This is a genomic window from Actinoplanes sp. NPDC023801 (genome assembly GCF_040639655.1).
Taxonomy (GTDB): Bacteria; Actinomycetota; Actinomycetes; order Mycobacteriales; family Micromonosporaceae; genus Actinoplanes.
Genome location: NZ_JBFAAI010000014.1, coordinates 1 through 19,835 on the forward strand (window position 1 = coordinate 1; position 19,835 = coordinate 19,835).

The window sequence follows — 19,835 nt, forward strand, 5'->3', positions numbered from 1 at the left end:
TGGTCGATTTGCTGTCCTACCTGGAGCCTCGCCCTCATCGATCACCGACCCCTGGCGACCCGGGCTGACCTGCAAGATCAGGATGGAAAAGGCTCTATGCAACGCCGTAGCTCTCGCTCTATTGGTATTTGAGCCCGACGGCTTTAGTGCGCGTTGATAGAGCTTGGCGCACCTAAATCATCGTTCGGGTTGTACTTACCCGGCAGATCCAGGCGTCGATCTGAGTAACGGTGGAGTGTCACGCCTCGCTGCTGGCGTCAAGCCTATGGCCGCTGATGGCCGCAGTCGAGTTCGTTGTCGGCAAGGTCGGTGATCCATCCGCGGGTACCGTTGAAGTGCACGCGGATGAGGCTGGGATGGTAATCGACCTCGAAGGGATCGTTACCCATGGCCGTGCCTGGCCAGATTGCTCCGGATTCATCAGACGGAGCGGTGTGAACCAGCAACGACTCGCCGGGCTGGAGCCAGTAGTCCCGGCCGTAGGGCTCCAGCACCACTTCGAGTAACTCTTCACTGTCGTTGTGAACAGGCATTCGAATCGCGACCTTATCCATAGTCGCGATTCTCGCAGCGGTCGGGTTCGCCGCCGACGGCACCCTCTCGTCGGCACGAGCGGACACCAGCCGGCGCCCAGCGGCCGTGATGCGCGATGCCGAGCAGATCGCGGCAGAACAGTATGTTGCCGGAGATGGCTGCGAGCTGAAGCGTATTCGTCAGGGAAAGACCTGCCGGATCCCCGGGCGGTCGAACGTTGTAGCCATATCCCGGGGAGACCTGGCGGTATTGTTTTGGCTGTCCGGGTCCGGGCCAGCCTCCAATAACAGCCGAATCAATTCCGGCTCGCCGCCCTGGAACTCAAAGACGGCCCTCCACAGCGGGGTGTTCCCGTACGAGTCCCGCGCATCTACTGGCGCTCCAGCAGCCAACAGGCGCCGGGCGGCTTCAAGTTGTCCAGGCAGACACGCCATGTGAAGCGGCGTCAGAAGATCCCGGTCGACTGCTGCGACTTCCGCTCCTTCGCCGATCAGCCGTGACAGCTTCTCAAGATCGCCTTCCGCTGCGGCGTGGTGCAGTTCGACTCGTCCATCCCTGTCACGTGTCGGCATGGCAGCGGCTCGCATCTCGTACTCGGGTGACACCTGCTCCGCCCGATAGTGCACTAATCCCCCGCCGAGCACGACGGAACGGCCGCAACGGCTCCAACCCTCGGCGGGGCGCGGACTCTGGTGCCAGATGAGGACGCCAGCGCAGCATCGTGGATCATCAGAGAATGGGCATTCAGGTCGAGCTGCGTGTGGCCGGCGAGCAGATACAACGGCTACCGGATCCGGCTGGCGGGTTCTTCGATGCCGCTGGCGACTTCGATCGGCTGGTTTTCCACGAGAGTTCGACACTTGGGCTGTTGGGTCGGCTCGATCTCCATGGCGAGACCCGTTTCGGCGCGAGCCAGATGCAGAAGCTCATCGCCGACGTCGAGCTGCTGCTCACTCTGGCGAAGGTAGGCGTTGAGTATCGTGGGCTGATGCGGCTTCGATCGATGGCGGAGCACTGCGCGGAGCAACACGGCGAACTGGTGTTCATTGGCGATTAACCGAGCTGAACGCGCGACTCGCGGCTAGAAGCGGATGCCTGGGGCACCGTGCCCGGGGCAGGCAAGCAGGATCGGACCGGAGTGACTAGGGTGTGCTCGTTCTGGCGAAGTGAACCCGCGCAAGCCAAGATTTGAACGTGACCGTGCGCGAATCGGATCTGCTGGCCTTGTTGCGCGAGCTCGATGATCCCGAATGGCTGGAATGGCCCAGAGGCTACGACCCTGGCCAGACCGGCGCACGGTTCGACCGCCTGGCGGCACAGCTCGAGGAGGACTTCGGCGCACCCTGTGTCGCTGAGCGAGATACCCAGGACTCCAGCGAGTACGGGCGCGTAACCGTGCCGGCCGGAGCAACCGTGTGCGGCACCCGGATCGTTGTCTGCATAAGCAAGTTCGGCTCGCTGGCCCTGGTCTGCGCCGACAACCCCGGAGCTTTCCTCGGCACCGAAGACGCACAAGCCGAGGGCGAATTGGACACGGCAGATCTTGGCAAGGTCAATCAGGCGTTGGCGGGCCTCGGATATGCCATCGTGCCCGAGGAACTGATAGAGCGCGACTACGACGGGCCAAGCCGGCTACCCTCGCACGTCCAGCGACCAAGCTGGTGGCATCGCTTCTTCGGCACCTTCTGAGATTGCTCAGCAAGGGGCGGACCGGCCCTGCACCCAGGGCGCGGCAAATCCGGACGTCTGCGGAGATCCCTTCACAGACGCTCTCACTATCCGCAGGCAAAATGAATTGATCTTGATCGAAAGGTGCCCTTGGGGCACCATGATCGAATGCGCGACACGCCACCTACGCAGCCGTTGTTCGTCACGCCGACCGGAGCAGAGGTTGTCGGGTTCCAGGCTGGAGGCGACGAGGCTCTGCGGTGGTGGCAACAGCTGCGGCTGGCCCATCCGGAGAGTGGGCTTTGGCCCCTGCTGATGGATGCCGACACCCCTGAGCAACTGACCGAGTCGTACTCCTCTAACGGGCAGGTCTGGTTGGCAGCCGACGCGCAGGCGATGAACGGCGCCGCGCTTCTGGCCGAACGCGGCGAGCGGTACCTGAGCACCAGTTCCCCGAGCTACGCCGCAGAGCTGCGCGCCGAACTAGCCGGTGAAGGAGTATGGCCTGAGAAGCCAGAACGACCCGGATTCGGGCTTCCCTACGGCTGGGACGGGCAGCCGGCCGAAGTCACCGTTGCGCTGGTGCCCGCCACCGCACCGTGGCTGGTGCCGGTGACCCTGCAGCACAGTGTTTTCTGGGACCCGGACCCGGCCGAGCATTCCGCGATCATGCGTTACTGGCATGGCCGGTACGGAGCCGAACCGGTCGTCTGGACTGACACAACCCTCGAATACGCCGTCGCCCGCCCGCCGACTACTCCGCCCCACGCTCTGGCTCTGGCCTGGGAATACCGGCAGTACAACGACGGCGAGTTCGACTACTATCGCGCTGACACTCTCACCGAGCTGGCCGCCGGTCTGATGAACGCTCCGGTCTGGCGCGTGTGGTGGGACTGATCTGAGCGTCCGGGCCATTGTTGTGCGGTCATCTAGGAGACGACTCAGCAGTCTTCCAGCAGTGCCAACACCCGGACGTGGCAGATTCGGATCCCTTGCGGCGATCATCGCAGTTGTCGAGGGATACGAGGATCGCCGCAATGTTCGGGCGCCATTGGATTCGGTGTGGTAATGACCTGAACAAATTTTCCGATACACTCTCATCGGCAGATCCGGATGTTGGGCGCCGATGACAATGCGTCACAGCGGTCCAGTAATGCTGGCTACGTAGGTACGGGTAGAGCAACACCAGCCGTAGCGCCGGCTCCCCCAGGCCCGGGCCAGCCGCCCCCGCCCCGCTGTCGGTCTCGGCCGGCGGTTCCACAGTCATGGAAGTGGAACAGGGGTAGCTGGCCGGGAAGTGCGCTACAGCCCAAGACAGTGCGTCAGATCCGCGGCGAGCCGGGTCATCTCCTCCCCTGCTTCCAAGGTGAATACCGTCCGAGCCGACCAAGCGGTGTCATACCAGTCGGGGCCGGGCGCTCGCAGCGTCACGCCGAGCGACACATAACCGCGACCGTCGTGCCGGGCATCGAAAGCGAGTTCCCGCTCCATCGACTGCCACGTACGGGTGCCATTCCAACCCTGCCAGTCAGCTGCGAGGCTCTCCATGAAGCCAGACAGCGTCGTCGCAAGATTTGCGTACATCCCGTCGACCTTGGCTATCGTTGCCGCCGTCATACCGTCCGCGTGCAGCTCCGTAGCCACCGTGCAGACGTAGCCGTCCCCATACGGATCTTGCGGCGGATGGACGATCCAACGCTCAGAATTGGCGTCGCCCCAGACAAACGGCTCGCTCATGGTGAGGGAGTATGCCCGGCAGCTTGCACTGGTCACTAACTGCGGCCGCCGATGTTCCACTTCCAGGAACAACCTCCGCTCTGATGGCCCGACCGTAGCTTCTACCCCCAGGACCAACGGGAACTGACTGGGCCGCCCGGAGTTTTCGAGGCTTGCCAGATTTACTCGAGATTTTCGACAGATCCAGTTGAGAAGGTGCGTTGCGTGCTTGTACCGGCACGCACAGTGCTTCGATGGGGGAATAATCATGCTCAAACGACGGGTTTCCACCTTGGCAGCGACCGCGGCGACGGCCGTAGTCGGCGCCGGACTGTTCCTCGCTCCGGCCACGCCAGCGGCTGCGGCGGCCATCTCCTGCCGGAGCAGCGGCAACCTCAGGACCATCAACGGCACCGATCCCAACTGGCACTGGCCGCCCTACGGTTCTACATACACGACTGCGAACTGCAACGACATCAACGTCAAGATCACCCGTACGGTCGAAGTGCAGACCTGCTTCGCGCCCTCCAGCGGGGGCTACTACTGCAACGGCTACCGCACGGTCTACGCCAACACGTGGGGGCTGGCTGCCACTGACGTCGCCGACGGCACCCGGTTCTGGCTGCTGTTCAACAGTGAGAACATCCAGGGCGTCGCCGCCTACTGACGTGCACGGCAACGGCGGGTCGGTCGGCCGCCGTCGTGGGTGGCCTACCGCCCCGCCTCGCGCCCGTATGTACCCCCGGTCGACGACCCGCGGCGGGCTCGCCGCGCACCGCGGCGAGCCCCCCGGCCGAGAACGACGACGCCGACGCCGCGCCGAACGCGCGGTCTGCAGGTGGGCCTTGTAATCGCGGACCGCGCCGACCGCCTAAGAGGCGTGAAGACCTCCCCGTTCCACTTCCGCCAGTGTCAGGGTTGAAGGGTCCGGCGGGTTCGCTCGTCCACTTCCTGACTTCGTGGCTGATTCTTTTATGCGGCCTGCCGGACGTGAAGGACCGGCCGGTATGGCTTGAGAGGAGCGTGTCCGCGCTCGACTGGTGGGTGCCTACCGACCGGCCCGAGTCCCCCTCGGCTCGGAAGGTGAGTTCCCCCCGCTTTCACGGAGCGGTGGTTACCTGCTTTCGGTCGGGGCAGGGTGAGGTTATCTGTCTCGGTCTGGGCGTGCCAGACCGCCTCGTATTCATCGGGGCTGAGGTAGCCGAGTTCCTTCTGGATGCGGCGGGTGTTATACCAGCCGTCGATGTAGGCGAAGCCTGGTCCTAGGTGTTTGGCACGGCGTTCGTCGCGGCGCTTTCCGCACTCGCGTGGCTCGCATGGCTGGGCTGGGATAGCGAGCACCAGGCTGATCCGGCCACCGGCGTCGTGACCGGCCCGTACGAGGCATGGCAGGTCGCCGGTTGCGGGATCTCGCTGCTGATCCTGCTGGTCGTCGCTGAGTTGGTCGGCGTGCGAGCGTTGCCAGCGTCGGCGGCTCTGACTCTCGGATTCACCGCAGCATGGACCACTCAAGCGGCATGTTCGGACACAACCGGCCTCTATGCTGTCGGCTCGATGATGCTGCTGGCAGGTCTGGGCACTGCGGCCGCGATGGCTTCCGGAGCCGTGATCGGCATCCGCGACCGGCGCGGGCACACCTCCGGAGAGGTGAAGCTGACGCCTCGAACACCGCGATCGCGCCCGATCAGCGGCAGATCCGGATACTCGATCAGCGTGAGCGCCGGACGCCGGGATGGCCGGATGCGCTGCTCCCCCGCACGGCGGGTCAGGCCCGGATCCACAGGTAGAGAAAGCAACATCGCCTGACGAGAGGAACGGATGGCTTGCCGACAGGGATGATTGGGGTTGTCGAGACTCAAATCATCTGTTGTCGGGAAGCACCCGTTCGGTGAAGAGGATGCGTGGTTTGACAGGCCGGGTGAGGACGCTCAATGAAACATTCGCGTCACTACAACGGTCGGCGCCCCATCCGGCGCTGCAGTTGCAGCCCAACGATACGACCGTCCCGTCGTTGACCTGACCCACCAGCGGGTCAAACGCCGGCCCCACCTCGTAGAGGGGCGACGCCATCGTAGGCACCGGTGACGGTCCTGAGGAGCTCGACATTGCTCGGGTAGGTAGCCGAGAGGAGTTCGCGTACTACGGGTTCACGGTCATAGTCGTCAGCCAGACGTAAGCCGAGGATGACGTTGGCCATCATGCCGGCGGCGAGGGTCCGACTGGCTTGTTCGGGTGTGAGCTGGCCGCGGTTGACGAGCACTCGGTAGACGCGGAGGAAGCCGTCTCTGGCGAGTGGCCCGATCTCCGGATCGGTGCCGGCGGTGAAGGCGTGCGCGAGGCAGAGTTGCAATCCCTGCTCCTTGAACAGTTGAAGGTAGGCGACACCGAGACGCGGTGCGAGGTCGCCAGGTGCGTCGTCGTCGATCGTCTGCTCGAACACCTCGACCACTCTGTCGAGCGCATGCTCGATCGCGGCTCGGATGAGCGCGTCTTTGCTGCCGAACAGGGACACCACGTAGGGCTGACTCACGGCGGCCGCGCGGGCGATGTCTGCCGTGGTGGTTGCGGCGAAGCCCTTGCTGCCGAAGATCCGGATCGCCGCAGCGAGCACGGAAGCGCGTCGCTGGGATGAGGAGGTTCGTTTCTGGCCCATGGTTGACATGTTATCAATCAATCAATAACCTTCGCGATGCGCTGCCGATCGGCCACCTCGGCGGGAGCACCGGTGATCGCGGCGATCGGCTCCGGCCGTGCTTTCTCATGTGCGGTGTCACGTCGCGGATGCTGCGGCACAGCTCGCCGATGGGGCGTGACACTGTGCAGTCCGGCACGATGAGAGGACCGGGTATGGACGTGCTGATGTTCGCCACCGTCGCGGTGCTGGGGTTCACGGCGTGCGCCGAGTTCGGCTCCTATGCTTTTGTGCATCCGGTGGTCAAGCGTCTGGCGCCGCGTGACCACATCCTGGTCGAACAGGGTCTGCTGCGTACCTTCGGGATTGTGATGCCGGTGCTGATGACGGCTTCACTCGTGCTGGCCATCAGCTACGCGGCCCGCCCTGATGGGGCGGGGTTGCCCGAGGTATTGCGTTGGGTAGCGGCCGCGACCTGGGCCACCGGCATCGTCACGACCGTGGTCGTGAACGTGCCGATCAACCTGTCCACACTGCGCTGGGACAAGGATTCCCCTCCGGAGCGCTGGCAAGAGCGCCGTAACCGCTGGGAGTGGTTTCAGGGATACCGTTCGTGGGCCTACCTCGCGGCCTTCCTGCTCGTCGCTCTCTCGGTCGCCACGGTCGGCTGAGAGGGTGTTGGGTTACCCGTTGACCGCGTGAAGTGAGTTGACGGGATCCGTTGTGGAGTAGGGGATTGCAGAAGCGGATACCGGATCAAGTGCGACCGGCTTGCCGACGGTCAGTCGCGGCCAGTGCCGGCCTGGCTTTGGGCGCGGTGCCCGTGGGACGAGGTGGCGTGGGCCTTCGTGGTCGTCGTCTACCTCGTAACCTTCCGTACCAGGACGGCCCGTCATGAGCCGCCTCATGACACTTCAGGTCAGGAGTTCGCGGGCCAGGGCCTCGGTCCACCAGCGCTCGACTTGATCGGGTTGCCAGCCGCGTTCGTCAGTCAGTGTGGTGTAGACGTCGATGTTGCAGATCGCCGCATAGATATCGACGGCCGACCGTATGTCCAGCCCTTGCCGGAGAACGCCGCCCGGCCACGACGAGAACACCTGGATCCTGGTCTCGTCCCCCTGCTGACGGCCGTCGCGGTAGGCGGTCGCCAGCTCGGGCTCGGTGCGGCCCGCCTCACGCACGAGCGCGATGATGTCACCGGCACGCTCGAAGAGTCGCCGGTCGTAGCCGGCCATCGCCGCGAGCTGCCGCACCGGATCGTTCTCGGCCCCTTCCAGTTCGGCGAGCGACTGCGATGGATTCGCGGCGATGTCGGCTGCGTCGACCAGGGCCTGGATCAGTCCGGTCTTGTTCCCGTACACCGCGTAGACGGTCGGCACCGAGACCCCCGCCTCCCGTGCCACGTCACGTACCGTGGTCGCCGCCCAGCCGCGGGAGGAGAACAGTCGACGAGCGGCGCTGGCGATCTCACCCCTGGTCTCTGCCGCTTGCGCCACCCGGCGCAGTGATTCGTACCTGCGCCTGCTTGCTTCGGCGGTCAATGGCTTGCCTCTTTCAGTTTCCGGGTCTTATATTGAATATATGTTGCGTAAACTCGGGGCCGGAAGTACCTGGACGTTCTCGCGGATCGCCGGACTCGCCGGACTCGGCTTCGCCATCCTGATCGCCTCCACCAACGCCTTCCTGGTGCCAGCCGGCCTGCCCCATACCGGCGCTGAGACCAACGACGTTGTCCAGTTTTTCACCACCCAACAGAACACCGTCGGCCTGGCGTCAGCACTCGCACCGATCGCCTGGGTGCTGGCCACCCTGTTCGGCGCCGGCGCGGTCTCCGTGCTGTGGCGTTCCGACCGCGAGCACGGCACAGCCTGGTCCCTGGTCGGATTCGCCGGGGTGATCATGCAGAACATCACCTTCACCGGCGTGATGGCCATCCGGCTCGCGCTCGCGTCAACGACCGCGCAGGACAGCAGCACGATCGCCGGACTCTGGGCACTACACAACGCGCTGTTCATCTTCAACGGCACCTTCCTGGCACTGGCCATGACCGGCCTGTCCATCAGCGGCCGACGCGCCGGCCTGATCCGCCGCTGGCACAGCGGGATCGGTTTGCTTGCCGCCGCACTACAGTTCGGCTCGGCCGTGCTGAGCCCTATGGCCATCGACGACCCCGGTACGGTCGGTCTCCTCGGCCTTGTCGGCTGGCTAATCTGGGTCGTGTGGATCGTCGCCTACGGCATCACCCTGATCCGCCTGACATCCGTTTCCATCCAGGCGATACCGAATAACCGGCGCACCGGTCCCGTTGAGTCATTTCGATCAGACCATCGGCAGGCCGATCTACCCGACGGGCAGCGTCGCCATCCAGCACAGCAGCGCGTCGAACCGCCGGAGAACGCGCAGTCATAGACATCCGCTCGTCGGTAGTTGAGCGCGTCGTAGAAGGGGCGCGTCAGCGACCGATGCCACTCTCGGTTACTCAGAAGTGGCCCCGCCCGTCTCCGTCTCCTCGGGCGGCCAACTGGAGCCGTCCCAGTGGGCCGTTTCAGACCGTCAGGCCCGGACGCAGGGCTGCGAAGTGGGATGTGCGGGTTCGTCCGTGAGGTCGGCCGTCGAGCCGGGCTCCGATGCGGTTGAGGTTGATCGCGGGCGTTTCCACTCGGCCGTGAACTGGTCAGCTCGGGCCAGCTGGAGCGCTTCGTGCTCCTGCCTCGGGCGCAGGGTGAGGTTGCGGGCACTTGACGTGGTGCACTGACTGCGGACCGGGCAGGGCTGACACTGGGTCTTCAGAAACCGGATCCGGCTGACGGGTGTTCCTCGCTGGCTGGTTGCCTCTTGCCAGTTGGTCGTGGTCTGACCGCCGGGACAGGTGGTGGTGCGGGTGTCCCAGTCGATGGTGAAGGCGGACGGGGTGAACCCGCTGTCGGCCCTGCGCACCGTGGATGCTTGCACCGGGCCGATCAGCGTGACGTCGTGGTCACGGCGGGCGGATACCAGGTGCGGCGCGTTGACGTAGCCGGCGTCGGCCAGATGCACCGAGGGCAGCAGGTCGCGCTGGGCGAGGTCGCGGTGGACCTCAGCGATCATGCCGGTTTCCGGGGTCGTAGCGACGATGGTGGCCACGTGGGTGATCAGGTGGACCTCGCCGGGATCACAGGTTTCGGTGAGGTGGACCTTGTAGCCGGACCAGGAGGTGTCCCGCTTGACGGCGTTGCGTGCATCGGTGTCGTAGGGGCTGGCCAGGCGCACCGCACCCGGCGGGCAGTCTTGCGGGTGCCGCCACACGATCCGCTCCTGCCCGTCGTCGGTGGAGGCGATGGCGTACTCCTGGACCCAGGTCTGCCGCAGGACTTCTACGGCCTTCACCTGGCGCTGGTGTGCGGGTGCGTCGCCGGCGAACACGGCCGTCATGAGCTTGAAGCCGTCCGCGCCGATCTGTTCGGCATGCGCGATCCGCTTGCGGGTTCCCGGTGCGGGCAGGCGGTACTGCTCGGGGCGGTCGCTGTAGCGGTCGAACCACTCGGCGTCCGCCAGCGCCGCCACCCAGCTCGGCGCCAGCACCGAGAGTGCGTTCAGCGCGGCGCGCATCGTCTCGATGCAGCGTTCCAGCCGGTTGACCTCGCGTACCGCTGTGATGACGTGGGTGGAGTCGGTGCGCTGCTTCCCTCTGGCCTTCACCAGGCCGGACGCTCTGGCCGCGTCGACGACAGCAGTGAACACGGCCTGCTCCAGGCCGCCGTCGATCAACCGGGAACGGAACTCGGAGAGCACCGAGTAGTCGAAGCCCGGGTCGGTCACCTCCAGGCCGAGGGCGTACTTCCAGTCGATGCGGGCCCGTACGGCGTCCGCGGCCTGCCGGTCCGCCATGCCTTCGGCGAACTGCAACACCGACACCAACGCCAACCGGGCAGGAGACGACGCCGGTTTGCCTCGCGAGGGGAACGCGTCGCGGAACATGTCGTCAGTGAAGATCGGGCCCAGGGCGTCCCGAATCCGCATCGCGGCGGTCCCGGACGGGAACGCGGTCCGGGCAACCCGAGCAGTCAGTTGCGGAACCTCAAGCAGGTCCATCGGACGCAGCGACGCCCCAGCCTCCACGACGAACGCCCCGAACATGATCGGAAGATCATGCCGGGGCGAGCGTCTACTTCAGAATTCGCCAACAGAGTCCCGACCCGGTGCGGGGTTCGCTCATTGCGCGGCGGTCACTTCTTCTTCTTGGTGGCCTTCTTGCCCTTCTTGGACTTGCCGGCGTCCTTTTCGGAAGCCCAATGCGCTTCGGCAACCTCGGGGATCAGTACGGGCGAAAGCAACTTGAGGAAGATCATGGCAAGCGGCGCCAGCCAGGCCCACCACGGCAGCAGTGAGCCCGGCCCGACCAGCATGCCGACCACGTCGTAACTCACCTCGACTGCGGTATCCATCATCTGCCTCCGGGGGGACGAAGCTCCAGCAGGACTCGGCGTCCTCCGGCGCTTTCGATTCGGCCCCCAATATCGGAACCCCACCCCGCGCCATTAGCGTTTCCAGCCACTCGCCCGGGCCCGACCCGCCCTCCACCGTGCTGACCTGCGGTCCGGTCCAAGCTTCGGGTCACCACCCAAGGAGCCGGCGCACCCACCGTGGCGAACCGCGACCTGAATCAGACCGGACATCACCACGCATCCGGGGTCAGCTGTCGAGGAGGCCCAAGCGGTGCGCGACGGCGGCGGCCTCGACCCGGTTGGTCACCTCCAGCTTGGCGATGATCCGGGAGACGTGGACGCTTGCGGTTTTCGGGGAGATGAACAGGCTCTGGGCGATGCGGCTGTTGCTCTGGCCCTCGGCCACCAGCCGCAGTACCTCCCGCTCGCGGGCGGTCAGCAACTCGGCGAGTGCGGCCGGGACCGTGGCGCTCCGGACGCCGAGCCTGCGGGCCAGGACCTCGGCCGCCTCCGCCAGCGGCCGGGCGCCGAGGGCGGCGGCGATCGCGCCCGCCTCGGTGAGCGCAGCGGTCGCGGCCGGGCGGTCAGGGGCAACCGCTTCGGCAAGGCCGAGCAACGCGCACCCCAGGTGATAGGGCTGTCCGTCGGCCCGCCACTGATCGACCGCCGCACGCCAGCGGTCGGCGCCGCCGTCGAGGACGGCGGCCACCTGCGCGGCGTAGGCCCGCTCCGCCGGGTAGCGCTGGGGCAGCCGATTGGCCAGCTCGCGGATCGTCTCCGCCAGACCCCCGCCGACGACCTCCACGGCCCGGTCGGTCTCCTCGCTGCCGGATCCGAAAGGCACCGAACCAGCCCCGGCCGACCCCGACGCACCGACGCCACCGGCACCGGTCGACCGCGGCGCACCGGTACCGGTCGACCGCCACGTGCTGACCCCACCGGGGCCGGTATTCGCGGGCCGAGCCGGATCGGCCGCGTCTGCGGTCCTCCGGAGGGAGGCACCCGACGGATCGACATGGCCGGGATCTTGGTGGCGGAACGACCGGGACGGGCCGGGCAGGGTGAGGGTCCGGGTGGCGGCGGCCAGGACCGCCCAGCCGTAGCGCGGGCGTTCGAGGATGCCGTGGTCCTGGAGGGCGGCCTCGGCGACGGCACGGGCGGCCGGGCCGTCGCCGGTGGTGAAGGCGGCGACGATGCTGAGTTCCCGCAGGCAGAGACGGCTCTCGTGGGTGAGGAACGGCCTGGCCAGGAAGGCGAGTGCTTGTTTGACGAGGGCCGCGGCGCCGTCGTCGTGGCCCCGGGCCAGGCGGATGCGGGCGCGTAGGCAGAGCCAGGGCAGTGCCAGGGTGCCGGGCGGATCCTGGCGGGCGGCTTGGGCCAGGAGCGCGTCGGCCTCGTCCCAGCGGCCGAGGGCGATCAGGGCCTCGGCGTGGTTGGCGAGCAGGTAGACGCCGGTGGTGCGGCTGACGCCGACGCGGTCGGCGTGCGGGACGCCTTCGGCGGCGGCCGCGGCGGAGTCGGCGTAGGCGCCCAGCTCGCACAGGGAGTCGGAGAGGTTGACCAGGGCGGCCGCCAGGTTGGGGATGTCGCCGGAGGCGCGGGCCCGGTCGACGGAGCGGCGCATGGCGGGCACGCTCTCGGCGGCGGGGAGGCGGCCACTGCACACCTTGCCGTAGGTGATCTCGACGGCGACCTGGGCCGCCTCGTCGCCGAGCTCGGCCGCGGCGGCGAGGACCTGCTGGGCGATCCGGTCGGCCTCGTCGGGGTCGGTGGCGGCCAGCACGTAGACCACGTCGGCCACGAGTTTCAGCGACTCGCTGTCGCGGGGGCCGCCGGACAGCAGACGGTACGCCTCGCGGGCCTCGGCGGCGCCGTCGCTCTTGCCGGCGTTGCGCAGCAGTTTGGCGCGGCGGACCAGCAGGCGGCCGGCCCGCAGTGGCTCGGCCTCGAAGTCGAGGTCGGCGAGGGTGGCGCGGGTGAGGGTCATGGCCCGCTGGTGCTCGCCGGAGTCGATGGCGGCGAGCGCCGCCTCCTCCAGCAGGTCGAGGTGGCCGACGCCGAGCAGGGCGGCCGGCTCGGGCACCTGGTCCCACAGCTCGAGCATGCGGTCGAGCAGGCGGGCCCGTTCGGCGAACGCGTAGCGGCGGCCGGCCGCGTCGGCGGCCCGGTGCGCGGCGGCGAGGGCACGGGGGTGGTCGCGGGCGGAGAACCAGTGGTGGGCGATCTCGGCGGGGGCGCGGTCGGCGTCGACCAGCTGCGGTTCGGACTCGATGGCCTGGGCGTAGCGGGCGTGCAGCCGGTATCGCTCGCCGGGCAGCAGGTCGTCGTGGACGGCCTCGCGGACCAGGGCGTGCCGGAACTCGTAGTCGCCGTCGGGGCCGATCATGACGAGCTGGGCGGCGACGGCTGCGCGGAGCCCGGCCTCCAGGGTGGTCTCGTCGACGGCGGCGACCCTGGCCAGCAGCTCGTGGCCGAACCGGATGCCGCCGACGGCGGCCACCCGCAGCACCCGCTGGGCCGCGTCGGGCAACTGGTCGGCGCGGGACAGCAGCAGGTCGCGCAGGGTCTCCGGGATGTCACCGCAGCGCGGGTCGGCGGAGGCGGCGAACTGCTCGATGAAGAACGGGATGCCCTGGGCACGCCGGCTGATCGCGTCGACGGTCGGCGGGTCGGGCTCGGCGCCGAGCAGGTGGCCGAGCAGCTCGGCGGTGGCGTCCCGGTCGAGCCGGTCGAGGTCGTGCCGCTGGACGCCGCGGACCCGCTCCAGCTCGGCCAGGAACGGCCGCAGCGGGTGGCCCCGGTGCAGTTCGTCGGTGCGGTAGGTGGCGATCAGCAGCAGGCCGGGCACCCGCGCGGAGCGGACCAGGAAAGCGATCAGGTCACGGGTGGACCGGTCGGCCCAGTGCAGGTCCTCCACCACGAGGACGACCGGGCGGTCCTCGGCGAGCCGGGCGAACAGCGACCCGACCAGCTCGAACAGGTGGCCCCGGCGGGTCTCGCCGTGGTCGGGCGGGAGGCCCAGCTCGGGCAGGAGCCGGGCGAACTCGGCCTCACGCCCGCCGAAGACGGCCCGGCCCTCGTGCCGGGACAGCTCGCGCAGCGCGGCCGCGAACGGGGCGAACGGCAGGCCTTCCTCACCGAGCTCGAGGCACTGGCCGAGGAGGATGCGGGCGTCGGCGGTGCGGCAGAACTCCTCGACGAGCCGGGTCTTGCCGACCCCGGCCTCACCGCCGACGAGGAGGGCGGCCGGTTCGTCACCGCGGGCCCGTTTGAGCGCGTCGTGCAGCGCGGCCAGGTCGGGCGCACGCCCGACCAGGACCGTGCTGTGCGCGCTCACCGTCATGAGGTCGAGCATGCCACGCGCGTACGACATGATTTCTGGTCTGCTCGTGCGGCTCAGGATGCGAGAGAGCCACGCCGGGTGACCCACCGGATCCGGAAGAACCGGCGGCGGGGTGGCCGTTCGGTCCGCTCGTGGTGGACGGCGCGGTGGCGCTCGGCGTCCTGGAGCATGTCGTCGATCCGGAATCGGGCGAGCTGGAAGTGGGTGCCGGGGTCGCTGAAAGGAATCATGAGGACGACTCTTCGCCCGAAGGCGGGCCGCGGGCATGGGGCGGCAGCCTCATCCGTCGCGGCGCCCCCTCCTTACGCGAGTGGCTGAGGGGCACCGGGACGCCGTAAGGTACCTGAGCCCCACTACACTTCCCGGCATGGCAAAACCCCAGGAGAAGGTGTCGTTCGGCGGGCGCCTGAAGCAGATCGGCCAGGTGTTCGCGTTCACGGCCAAGCAGGACAAGTGGTTCGTGCCGCTGGTCATCGGCGCGATCGCGATCCCGCTCGCGATCACCGTGACGATCGTGCTCCTGACGGGCGCCTGGCCGTGGATCCCGGTCGGCATTCTCTTCACGCTGCTGGCCGTGCTGATCGTGCTGAACCTGCGTTCGAACACGGCCATGATGAACGTGGCGGAGGGCCAGCCCGGCGCCGCCGCCTCGCTGATGGAGAACATGCGCGGCGACTGGCGGGTCCGCCCGGCCGCGAGCTCCACCACGCAGTTCGACATGGTCCACGTGGTGATCGGCAAGCCCGGCGTGATCCTGCTGGGCGAGGGCGACCCGCAGCGGGTGCGGGGCCTGCTCAGCCAGGAGAAGAAGCGCCTGGTCAAGGTGATCGGCAACGCCCCGATCTACGACTACGTGATCGGCACCGAGGAGGGCCAGCTCTCGGTGCGCAAGCTGCGCTCGACGATGCTGCGCCTGCCCAAGAACCTGACCGGCAAGGACGTCAACTCGCTGGACAAGCGGCTCGGCGCGCTGATGTCACGGCCGCAGATGCCGAAGGGCGCGATCCCGAAGAGCATGCGGCCGAGCAAGGGCGCGTTCCGCCAGCAGCGCCCTCGCTGATCAAGACCTTTCCTGGGGTACGGGGTGAGCAGCCCCGGAAATCGATGCCCGTCCCACCCGGGACGGGCATCGGCGTTTGTGGCCGTACCGCCAGAAAAGGGGCCCCCGGAAGGGGGTGACCGGGCCGTATTCATCGACCGGGGTCTCCATGATCGGTCCGGGGCGCTAGCCTCGGGTCTACGCCGCTTTCCGGCGGTCCACGCCGGACAGTGACGCAGACTCGCACCCTGGGCACGAAGGAGTTCCGCTCGTGGTCAGCACCCTGGCGGTTCCCGGCACCTTCCCGACTCTGCGCGACGCCCTCGAGGTGGCGCCCGACGGCGCCGTCGTCACCGTGGCTCCCGGCACCTATCGGGAGCGCATCGATCTGGCCGGCCGCCGCCTGACGCTGCGCGCGTCCGGCGACCCCGGTTCGGCGATCGTGGACGCGTCCGGCCTGGACGGCCCGGCACTGTCGGTGGCCTCCGGTGACGTGGAGGTGGACGGGCTGGCCCTGATCTCCGACGACTATCCGGCGGTGGTGATCGGCGGTGGCCGGGTGCGACTGCGCCGGTGCGAGCTGTCCGCGGGTTACGGCGCCGGCCTGCAGGCCGACGGTGGCGCGATGGTGGATGCCACCGAGGTACGCGTGGTCGCGGGCCAGCACGGTTTCGTCTTCTCCGACGCGGGCGGCACGGTCGACTCGTGCGAGATCCGCGGTGTCTCCGACGACGGGGTGATCGTGCGGCTCGGCGCCGACCCGGTGATCCGCGGCACGAAGGTCAGCGACTGCGGCTATCGCGGCATCTACGTCTACCAGTCGGGCCGTCCGGTGATCGAGCGCTGCGACGTGTCCGGCACCGGTGACGCCGGCATCGTGGTGGCCTACGCGAGCGCGCCGAGGATCGTCGAGACGTGGGTGCACCAGACGTCCGGCCCGGGAATCGTGATCGGTGCCGGCTGCACGGCGGTGGTCGAGCGGTGCCGGGTGGAGGAGACCGCCGATCCACCGGTGCGTGTCGATCCGGGCGCGCGGGCGACGGTGACGCTGAGCGACGGCGGCGGCCTGCCGCGGGCCGGTGTGGTGGCGGCCGGTGCCGCGCAGGACGCGGCCGAGGTCGAGCGACTGCTCACCGAGCTGGATTCGATGATCGGCCTGGACGGGGTGAAGAACGAGGTCCGGGCCCTGATCGACGAGATCCAGGTCAACGAGTGGCGGCGCAGTGCGGGCCTGTCGGTCGGCACGGTGAGCCACCATCTGATCTTCACCGGAGCCCCGGGTACGGGTAAGACGACGGTCGCCCGGATCTACGGTCAGCTGCTGAAGGCGCTCGGTGTGCTGCCGCACGGGCAGTTCCGTGAGGTGTCGCGGCGTGACCTGGTCGGGCAGTACATCGGGCACACCGCGGAGAAGACCACCTCGGTCTTCGAGGAGGCGATGGGCGGAGTGCTGTTCATCGACGAGGCGTACACGCTGGCCCGGGCCGGTGGCGCGGCCGCCGACTTCGGCCAGGAGGCGATCGACACCCTGGTGAAGCTGATGGAGGACCACCGGGACCAGGTCGCGGTGATCGTCGCCGGGTACACCCGGGAGATGCTCGACTTCCTGGACGCCAACTCCGGTCTGGCGTCCCGGTTCGCCAAGACCATGGAGTTCGAGAACTACGGGCCCGACGAGCTGGTGCGGATCGCCGACCGGATCGCCCGGCACGACGACTACATCTTCGCCGAGGGCCTGCCGGAGGCACTGTGGGAGCACTTCGGGCAGCTGGAACGGGACCGCAACTTCGGCAACGCCCGGGAGGCCCGCAAGCTGCTGGAGGGTATGCGCAAGGCACAGTCCGGACGGCTGCGGGCGATGGGGCGCATGCCCAGTCGCGACGACCTGCGGACACTGATGCTCGCCGATCTGCGGGTGGCGATCCGCTGATTCGGCGTCGGCCTGAGGGGGAGGTGACCGGTGCATCGCGGTGAGGGACGTACCTACGGCAACGCCACGGCCGCCGCCGCGCCGCTGCGGCCACCCGGCACACCGGTCCGGGGTGGCCCCGCTCCCCCGCCGCAGCCACCACCACGGGTACCGGCGCAGCGCCCGGCTCCGGCCGCGCAGTTCCGGGCACCCGAGGCGACGGTCCGGGCGGTACCCCGCAAGGGGCACCTCGGCCCGTTCAGCCTGGCCCAGATCCTGGCCGCCGAGGCGGCGCTGTTCGCGCTGGTCGCCGCGGTCACCCGTTCGCCGGTGGCGTTGCTGGCCGCGCTGGCCGGCTCGGCGGTGCTCCTGCTGGTCTTCTTCGCCCGGCGGCAGCACCGCTGGTGGCTGGAGCACCAGCTGGTGGCACGCGATCACCGGCGGCGCCGGGCGGCCCGGGCCGACCCGAGGTCCGGGCCGGTGCTGGCGGCGCTGCGGACGATCGCGCCCGGCCTCACGGTCGAGGACATCGGCGTACCAGACCGGGCCGCACCGGGCATCACCGGGACGGACGGCCCGGCGGTCCCCGAGAAGGCGGTCGGGGTGGCCCGTGACGAGGCCGGCTGGTTCGCCGCCGTCGCGCTCGACCCGGCGGCCGCTCCGCTTCCGCTCGACACGCTGCTCGGCGTCCTCTCCGGCACCGGCCAGCCGGGACTGATGATGGAGCTGGTCACGCACACGGTTCCGGCCCCCAGCCCGGACGTGCCGGCCGCGTCACCGTCCGGGGCCTCCTACCGTCAGCTCGTCGAGACGGTCAGTCCGGTCCCGGTCCCGGCGTACCGGGAATCGACGATCAGCGTGCGCATCGACGCGCAGTCGCTGGCCGAGGCGGTACTCGACCACACCACCGATCCGGACGAGGCGGCGAAGCTCGTCGCCGGGCTGGCCCGGAAGGTGGCGGCCGGCCTGCGCCGCCTCGGCGTCACCGGACGGCCGCTCGACTCCGGGCAGCTGCTCGCGCTGCTCGCCCGCTCGTGCGACGTCGAACCGTGGGCGCTGACCGAGGGGCCCGGGGTGGACGAGGCGTGGACCCACTGGCGGTCGGCGCGGCTGGTCCATCGGACGTACTGGCTGAAGACCTGGCCGGCGGCGGCGACCGAGATCGGGTCGCTGTTCGCCTGGGCGGCGACCGCCCCGGCCGCGCAGACCAGTGTGGCGCTGGTGCTCGACACGGCCGGCGGCGACGAGGTCGCGATGCGGGCGTTCATCAGGCTCGCGACCCGGCCGGACGCCGACCTGCGCGCGCTGGACCGGGTGCTGCAGGAGGGTGTGCGCCGGGTGGGCGGCGAGTTGCAGGCGCTCGACGGGGAGCACGGACCGGCGGCGTACGCGACCGCCCCGACCGGAGGTGGCGCGGGATGAGCCGGCCGTACCCCGACGACGGCGCCTACCAGCAGCAGCCACCGCCCGCCCCGCCGCTCCGTGAGCCGGGGCAGGTGACGTCCGGGCGGGCGTCGGTGCCGGCACCCGCCCCGGCGGACCCGTTCGCGTCGGTGCCGGCGCCCGGACCGGCGGACCCGTTCGCGGAGGGCCGGCGTCAGGCCGTCGCCGAGCCCGTGTCCCGTGGGACGGCCGCCCCCGTGGTCACCTCCGCCCCGCTGGCCCGGCCGGGCACGTTCCCGCCGGATCAGCCGGGCGGTCCGGCCGGATCCGAGGACGACGACCGGCCCCGGGACCGGACCGGGCCGTCCGGGCGGACCAGCCGGCTGCGGATCGGCTGGCACGCCGTCGCGCGGGCCGGGCTGCGCCGGATGACGGCCGGACAGCCGGCTCCGGCGGGGATCCTGATCGGTCGCGACCAGCGACAGACGCCGGTGCCGTTGCCGTTGTTCGCACCCGAGCCGGTACGCGTGACGCTGGTCGGCGGGGTGTGGGCGGCCCAGTTGCTGCTCTTCCGGGCGTTCGCCGCCGGTGTGCGGGTGGTCGTGGTGACGACGGAGCCACCGGCGTGGACCGGCTTCGGCGAGCGGGCCACCGGGCAGCAGCATCGGCTCACCGTGGTCGCGGCGGAGCCGGGCGGACCGTACTCGGGGACTGCCCAGACACCCCTGCTGACCGTTTACGACCTGGGCCTGTCCGGGCCGATGACGAGTCCGCCGCTGGGGCCGTGGCACAGTCAGCTGACCGTTCTGCGGCAGCTGGACCGGGCCGGGGTGCCGGCGTTGCAGGAGGCGTCGCTCGTGGTCCTGCAGCGCCTCGGCGGGGACGAGGCGACCCTGGCCGCGGCGGCGCTGAAACTGCGGCCGCAGAGCGCACAGCTGCTGCAGTCGATGAACGACGACATGATGGCGCTGATCGGCGACGGCGACGACCGCTATCTGTTCCTGAACCAGACCGGTATCGAGCAGCAGTACATCGGCCCGCCCCGCCGCTAGCCCCCCGGCTGGCCAGCTGGTGGGTACCGCATATGCCCGGCGGTCGCGTTGAGACCGGGAGCACCGCGGAACGTCGCGGGGTAGGCACGGGACGCGATCGATGCGGTCGGGCCGGGCGTAGCCCGTACGATATGA

At 69.0% G+C, this 19,835-nt stretch carries 19 protein-coding genes and 1 pseudogene; 11 read left to right on the plus strand and 9 right to left on the minus strand.

What is annotated here, in order from left to right:
* Positions 1-263 precede the first annotated feature (263 nt).
* A complete protein-coding gene (locus AB0G04_RS23955) occupies positions 264-554 on the minus strand; it encodes a hypothetical protein (protein ID WP_360986686.1) in 291 nt (96 codons plus the stop codon).
* 159 nt (positions 555-713) lie between these two features.
* Positions 714-1,121, minus strand: a complete 408-nt coding sequence (locus AB0G04_RS23960) for an ankyrin repeat domain-containing protein (protein ID WP_360987242.1) — start codon at positions 1,119-1,121, stop codon at positions 714-716.
* Positions 1,122-1,270: 149 nt separating this feature from the next.
* On the opposite strand from AB0G04_RS23960, the gene AB0G04_RS23965 reads away from it, so the two are divergent.
* The 3 genes from AB0G04_RS23965 to AB0G04_RS23975 all read left to right on the plus strand — a co-directional run bounded on the left by AB0G04_RS23965 (position 1,271) and on the right by AB0G04_RS23975 (position 3,099).
* Positions 1,271-1,591 (plus strand): hypothetical protein, encoded by a 321-nt coding sequence (locus tag AB0G04_RS23965; protein WP_360986689.1) that lies wholly within the window; start codon positions 1,271-1,273, stop codon positions 1,589-1,591.
* A gap of 137 nt (positions 1,592-1,728) precedes the next feature.
* On the plus strand, positions 1,729-2,223 hold the full coding sequence (locus AB0G04_RS23970; RefSeq protein WP_360986693.1) for a hypothetical protein: 495 nt from the start codon (positions 1,729-1,731) through the stop codon (positions 2,221-2,223).
* 147 nt (positions 2,224-2,370) lie between these two features.
* Positions 2,371-3,099: a DUF4253 domain-containing protein gene (locus tag AB0G04_RS23975; protein WP_360986696.1), complete on the plus strand. Its 729-nt coding sequence runs from the start codon at positions 2,371-2,373 to the stop codon at positions 3,097-3,099.
* A gap of 405 nt (positions 3,100-3,504) precedes the next feature.
* Here the strand turns inward: AB0G04_RS23975 and AB0G04_RS23980 are convergent, their stop codons facing one another.
* Complete coding sequence (locus AB0G04_RS23980; RefSeq protein WP_360986699.1) at positions 3,505-3,939, minus strand: DUF6228 family protein; 435 nt, start codon at positions 3,937-3,939, stop codon at positions 3,505-3,507.
* A 247-nt stretch (positions 3,940-4,186) separates the two neighbouring features.
* Here AB0G04_RS23980 and AB0G04_RS23985 point away from each other — a divergent pair, with 247 nt between their 5' ends.
* Both AB0G04_RS23985 and AB0G04_RS23990 read left to right on the plus strand, forming a co-directional pair.
* On the plus strand, positions 4,187-4,585 hold the full coding sequence (locus AB0G04_RS23985) for a hypothetical protein (RefSeq protein WP_360986702.1): 399 nt from the start codon (positions 4,187-4,189) through the stop codon (positions 4,583-4,585).
* Positions 4,586-5,184: 599 nt separating this feature from the next.
* Entirely contained in the window at positions 5,185-5,724 is a 540-nt protein-coding gene (locus AB0G04_RS23990) for a hypothetical protein (protein ID WP_360986705.1), read from the plus strand.
* A 226-nt stretch (positions 5,725-5,950) separates the two neighbouring features.
* On the opposite strand, the gene AB0G04_RS23995 is transcribed toward AB0G04_RS23990, so the two are convergent.
* Positions 5,951-6,571: a TetR/AcrR family transcriptional regulator gene (locus AB0G04_RS23995; protein ID WP_360986708.1), complete on the minus strand. Its 621-nt coding sequence runs from the start codon at positions 6,569-6,571 to the stop codon at positions 5,951-5,953.
* 194 nt (positions 6,572-6,765) lie between these two features.
* Between AB0G04_RS23995 and AB0G04_RS24000 the strand changes: the two genes are divergently transcribed.
* Positions 6,766-7,221: a DUF1772 domain-containing protein gene (locus tag AB0G04_RS24000; RefSeq protein WP_360986711.1), complete on the plus strand. Its 456-nt coding sequence runs from the start codon at positions 6,766-6,768 to the stop codon at positions 7,219-7,221.
* A gap of 243 nt (positions 7,222-7,464) precedes the next feature.
* Here the strand turns inward: AB0G04_RS24000 and AB0G04_RS24005 are convergent, their stop codons facing one another.
* A complete protein-coding gene (locus tag AB0G04_RS24005; RefSeq protein WP_360986714.1) occupies positions 7,465-8,046 on the minus strand; it encodes a helix-turn-helix domain-containing protein in 582 nt (193 codons plus the stop codon).
* A gap of 85 nt (positions 8,047-8,131) precedes the next feature.
* Between AB0G04_RS24005 and AB0G04_RS24010 the strand changes: the two genes are divergently transcribed.
* Positions 8,132-8,959, plus strand: a complete 828-nt coding sequence (locus AB0G04_RS24010) for a hypothetical protein (RefSeq protein WP_360986717.1) — start codon at positions 8,132-8,134, stop codon at positions 8,957-8,959.
* 136 nt (positions 8,960-9,095) lie between these two features.
* Here AB0G04_RS24010 and AB0G04_RS24015 read toward each other — a convergent pair.
* The 4 genes and pseudogenes from AB0G04_RS24015 to AB0G04_RS24030 form a co-directional block, all read right to left on the minus strand.
* Positions 9,096-10,666 (minus strand): annotated as a pseudogene (locus tag AB0G04_RS24015) (IS1182 family transposase).
* An 89-nt stretch (positions 10,667-10,755) separates the two neighbouring features.
* Positions 10,756-10,956 carry a hypothetical protein gene (locus AB0G04_RS24020; protein ID WP_360986720.1) on the minus strand — a complete coding sequence of 67 codons (201 nt, stop codon included), beginning with the start codon at positions 10,954-10,956 and terminating at the stop codon, positions 10,756-10,758.
* Positions 10,957-11,221: 265 nt separating this feature from the next.
* Positions 11,222-14,347, minus strand: a complete 3,126-nt coding sequence (locus AB0G04_RS24025) for an AAA family ATPase (RefSeq protein ID WP_360986723.1) — start codon at positions 14,345-14,347, stop codon at positions 11,222-11,224.
* Positions 14,348-14,370: 23 nt separating this feature from the next.
* Complete coding sequence (locus tag AB0G04_RS24030; RefSeq protein WP_360986726.1) at positions 14,371-14,547, minus strand: hypothetical protein; 177 nt, start codon at positions 14,545-14,547, stop codon at positions 14,371-14,373.
* A 137-nt stretch (positions 14,548-14,684) separates the two neighbouring features.
* Between AB0G04_RS24030 and AB0G04_RS24035 the strand changes: the two genes are divergently transcribed.
* The 4 genes from AB0G04_RS24035 (at position 14,685) to AB0G04_RS24050 (ending at position 19,700) form a co-directional block, all read left to right on the plus strand.
* The gene (locus AB0G04_RS24035; protein ID WP_360986729.1) at positions 14,685-15,377 is read left to right on the plus strand and encodes a DUF4191 domain-containing protein; all 693 of its coding nucleotides are present in this window, start codon (positions 14,685-14,687) and stop codon (positions 15,375-15,377) included.
* Positions 15,378-15,627: 250 nt separating this feature from the next.
* Positions 15,628-17,286: a right-handed parallel beta-helix repeat-containing protein gene (locus AB0G04_RS24040; RefSeq protein ID WP_360986732.1), complete on the plus strand. Its 1,659-nt coding sequence runs from the start codon at positions 15,628-15,630 to the stop codon at positions 17,284-17,286.
* 30 nt (positions 17,287-17,316) lie between these two features.
* The gene (locus AB0G04_RS24045) at positions 17,317-18,687 is read left to right on the plus strand and encodes a type VII secretion protein EccE (RefSeq protein WP_360986735.1); all 1,371 of its coding nucleotides are present in this window, start codon (positions 17,317-17,319) and stop codon (positions 18,685-18,687) included.
* Positions 18,684-19,700 (plus strand): hypothetical protein, encoded by a 1,017-nt coding sequence (locus AB0G04_RS24050; protein WP_360986738.1) that lies wholly within the window; start codon positions 18,684-18,686, stop codon positions 19,698-19,700. The genes AB0G04_RS24045 and AB0G04_RS24050 overlap by 4 nt, the downstream gene beginning before the upstream one ends.
* Positions 19,701-19,835 lie beyond the last annotated feature (135 nt).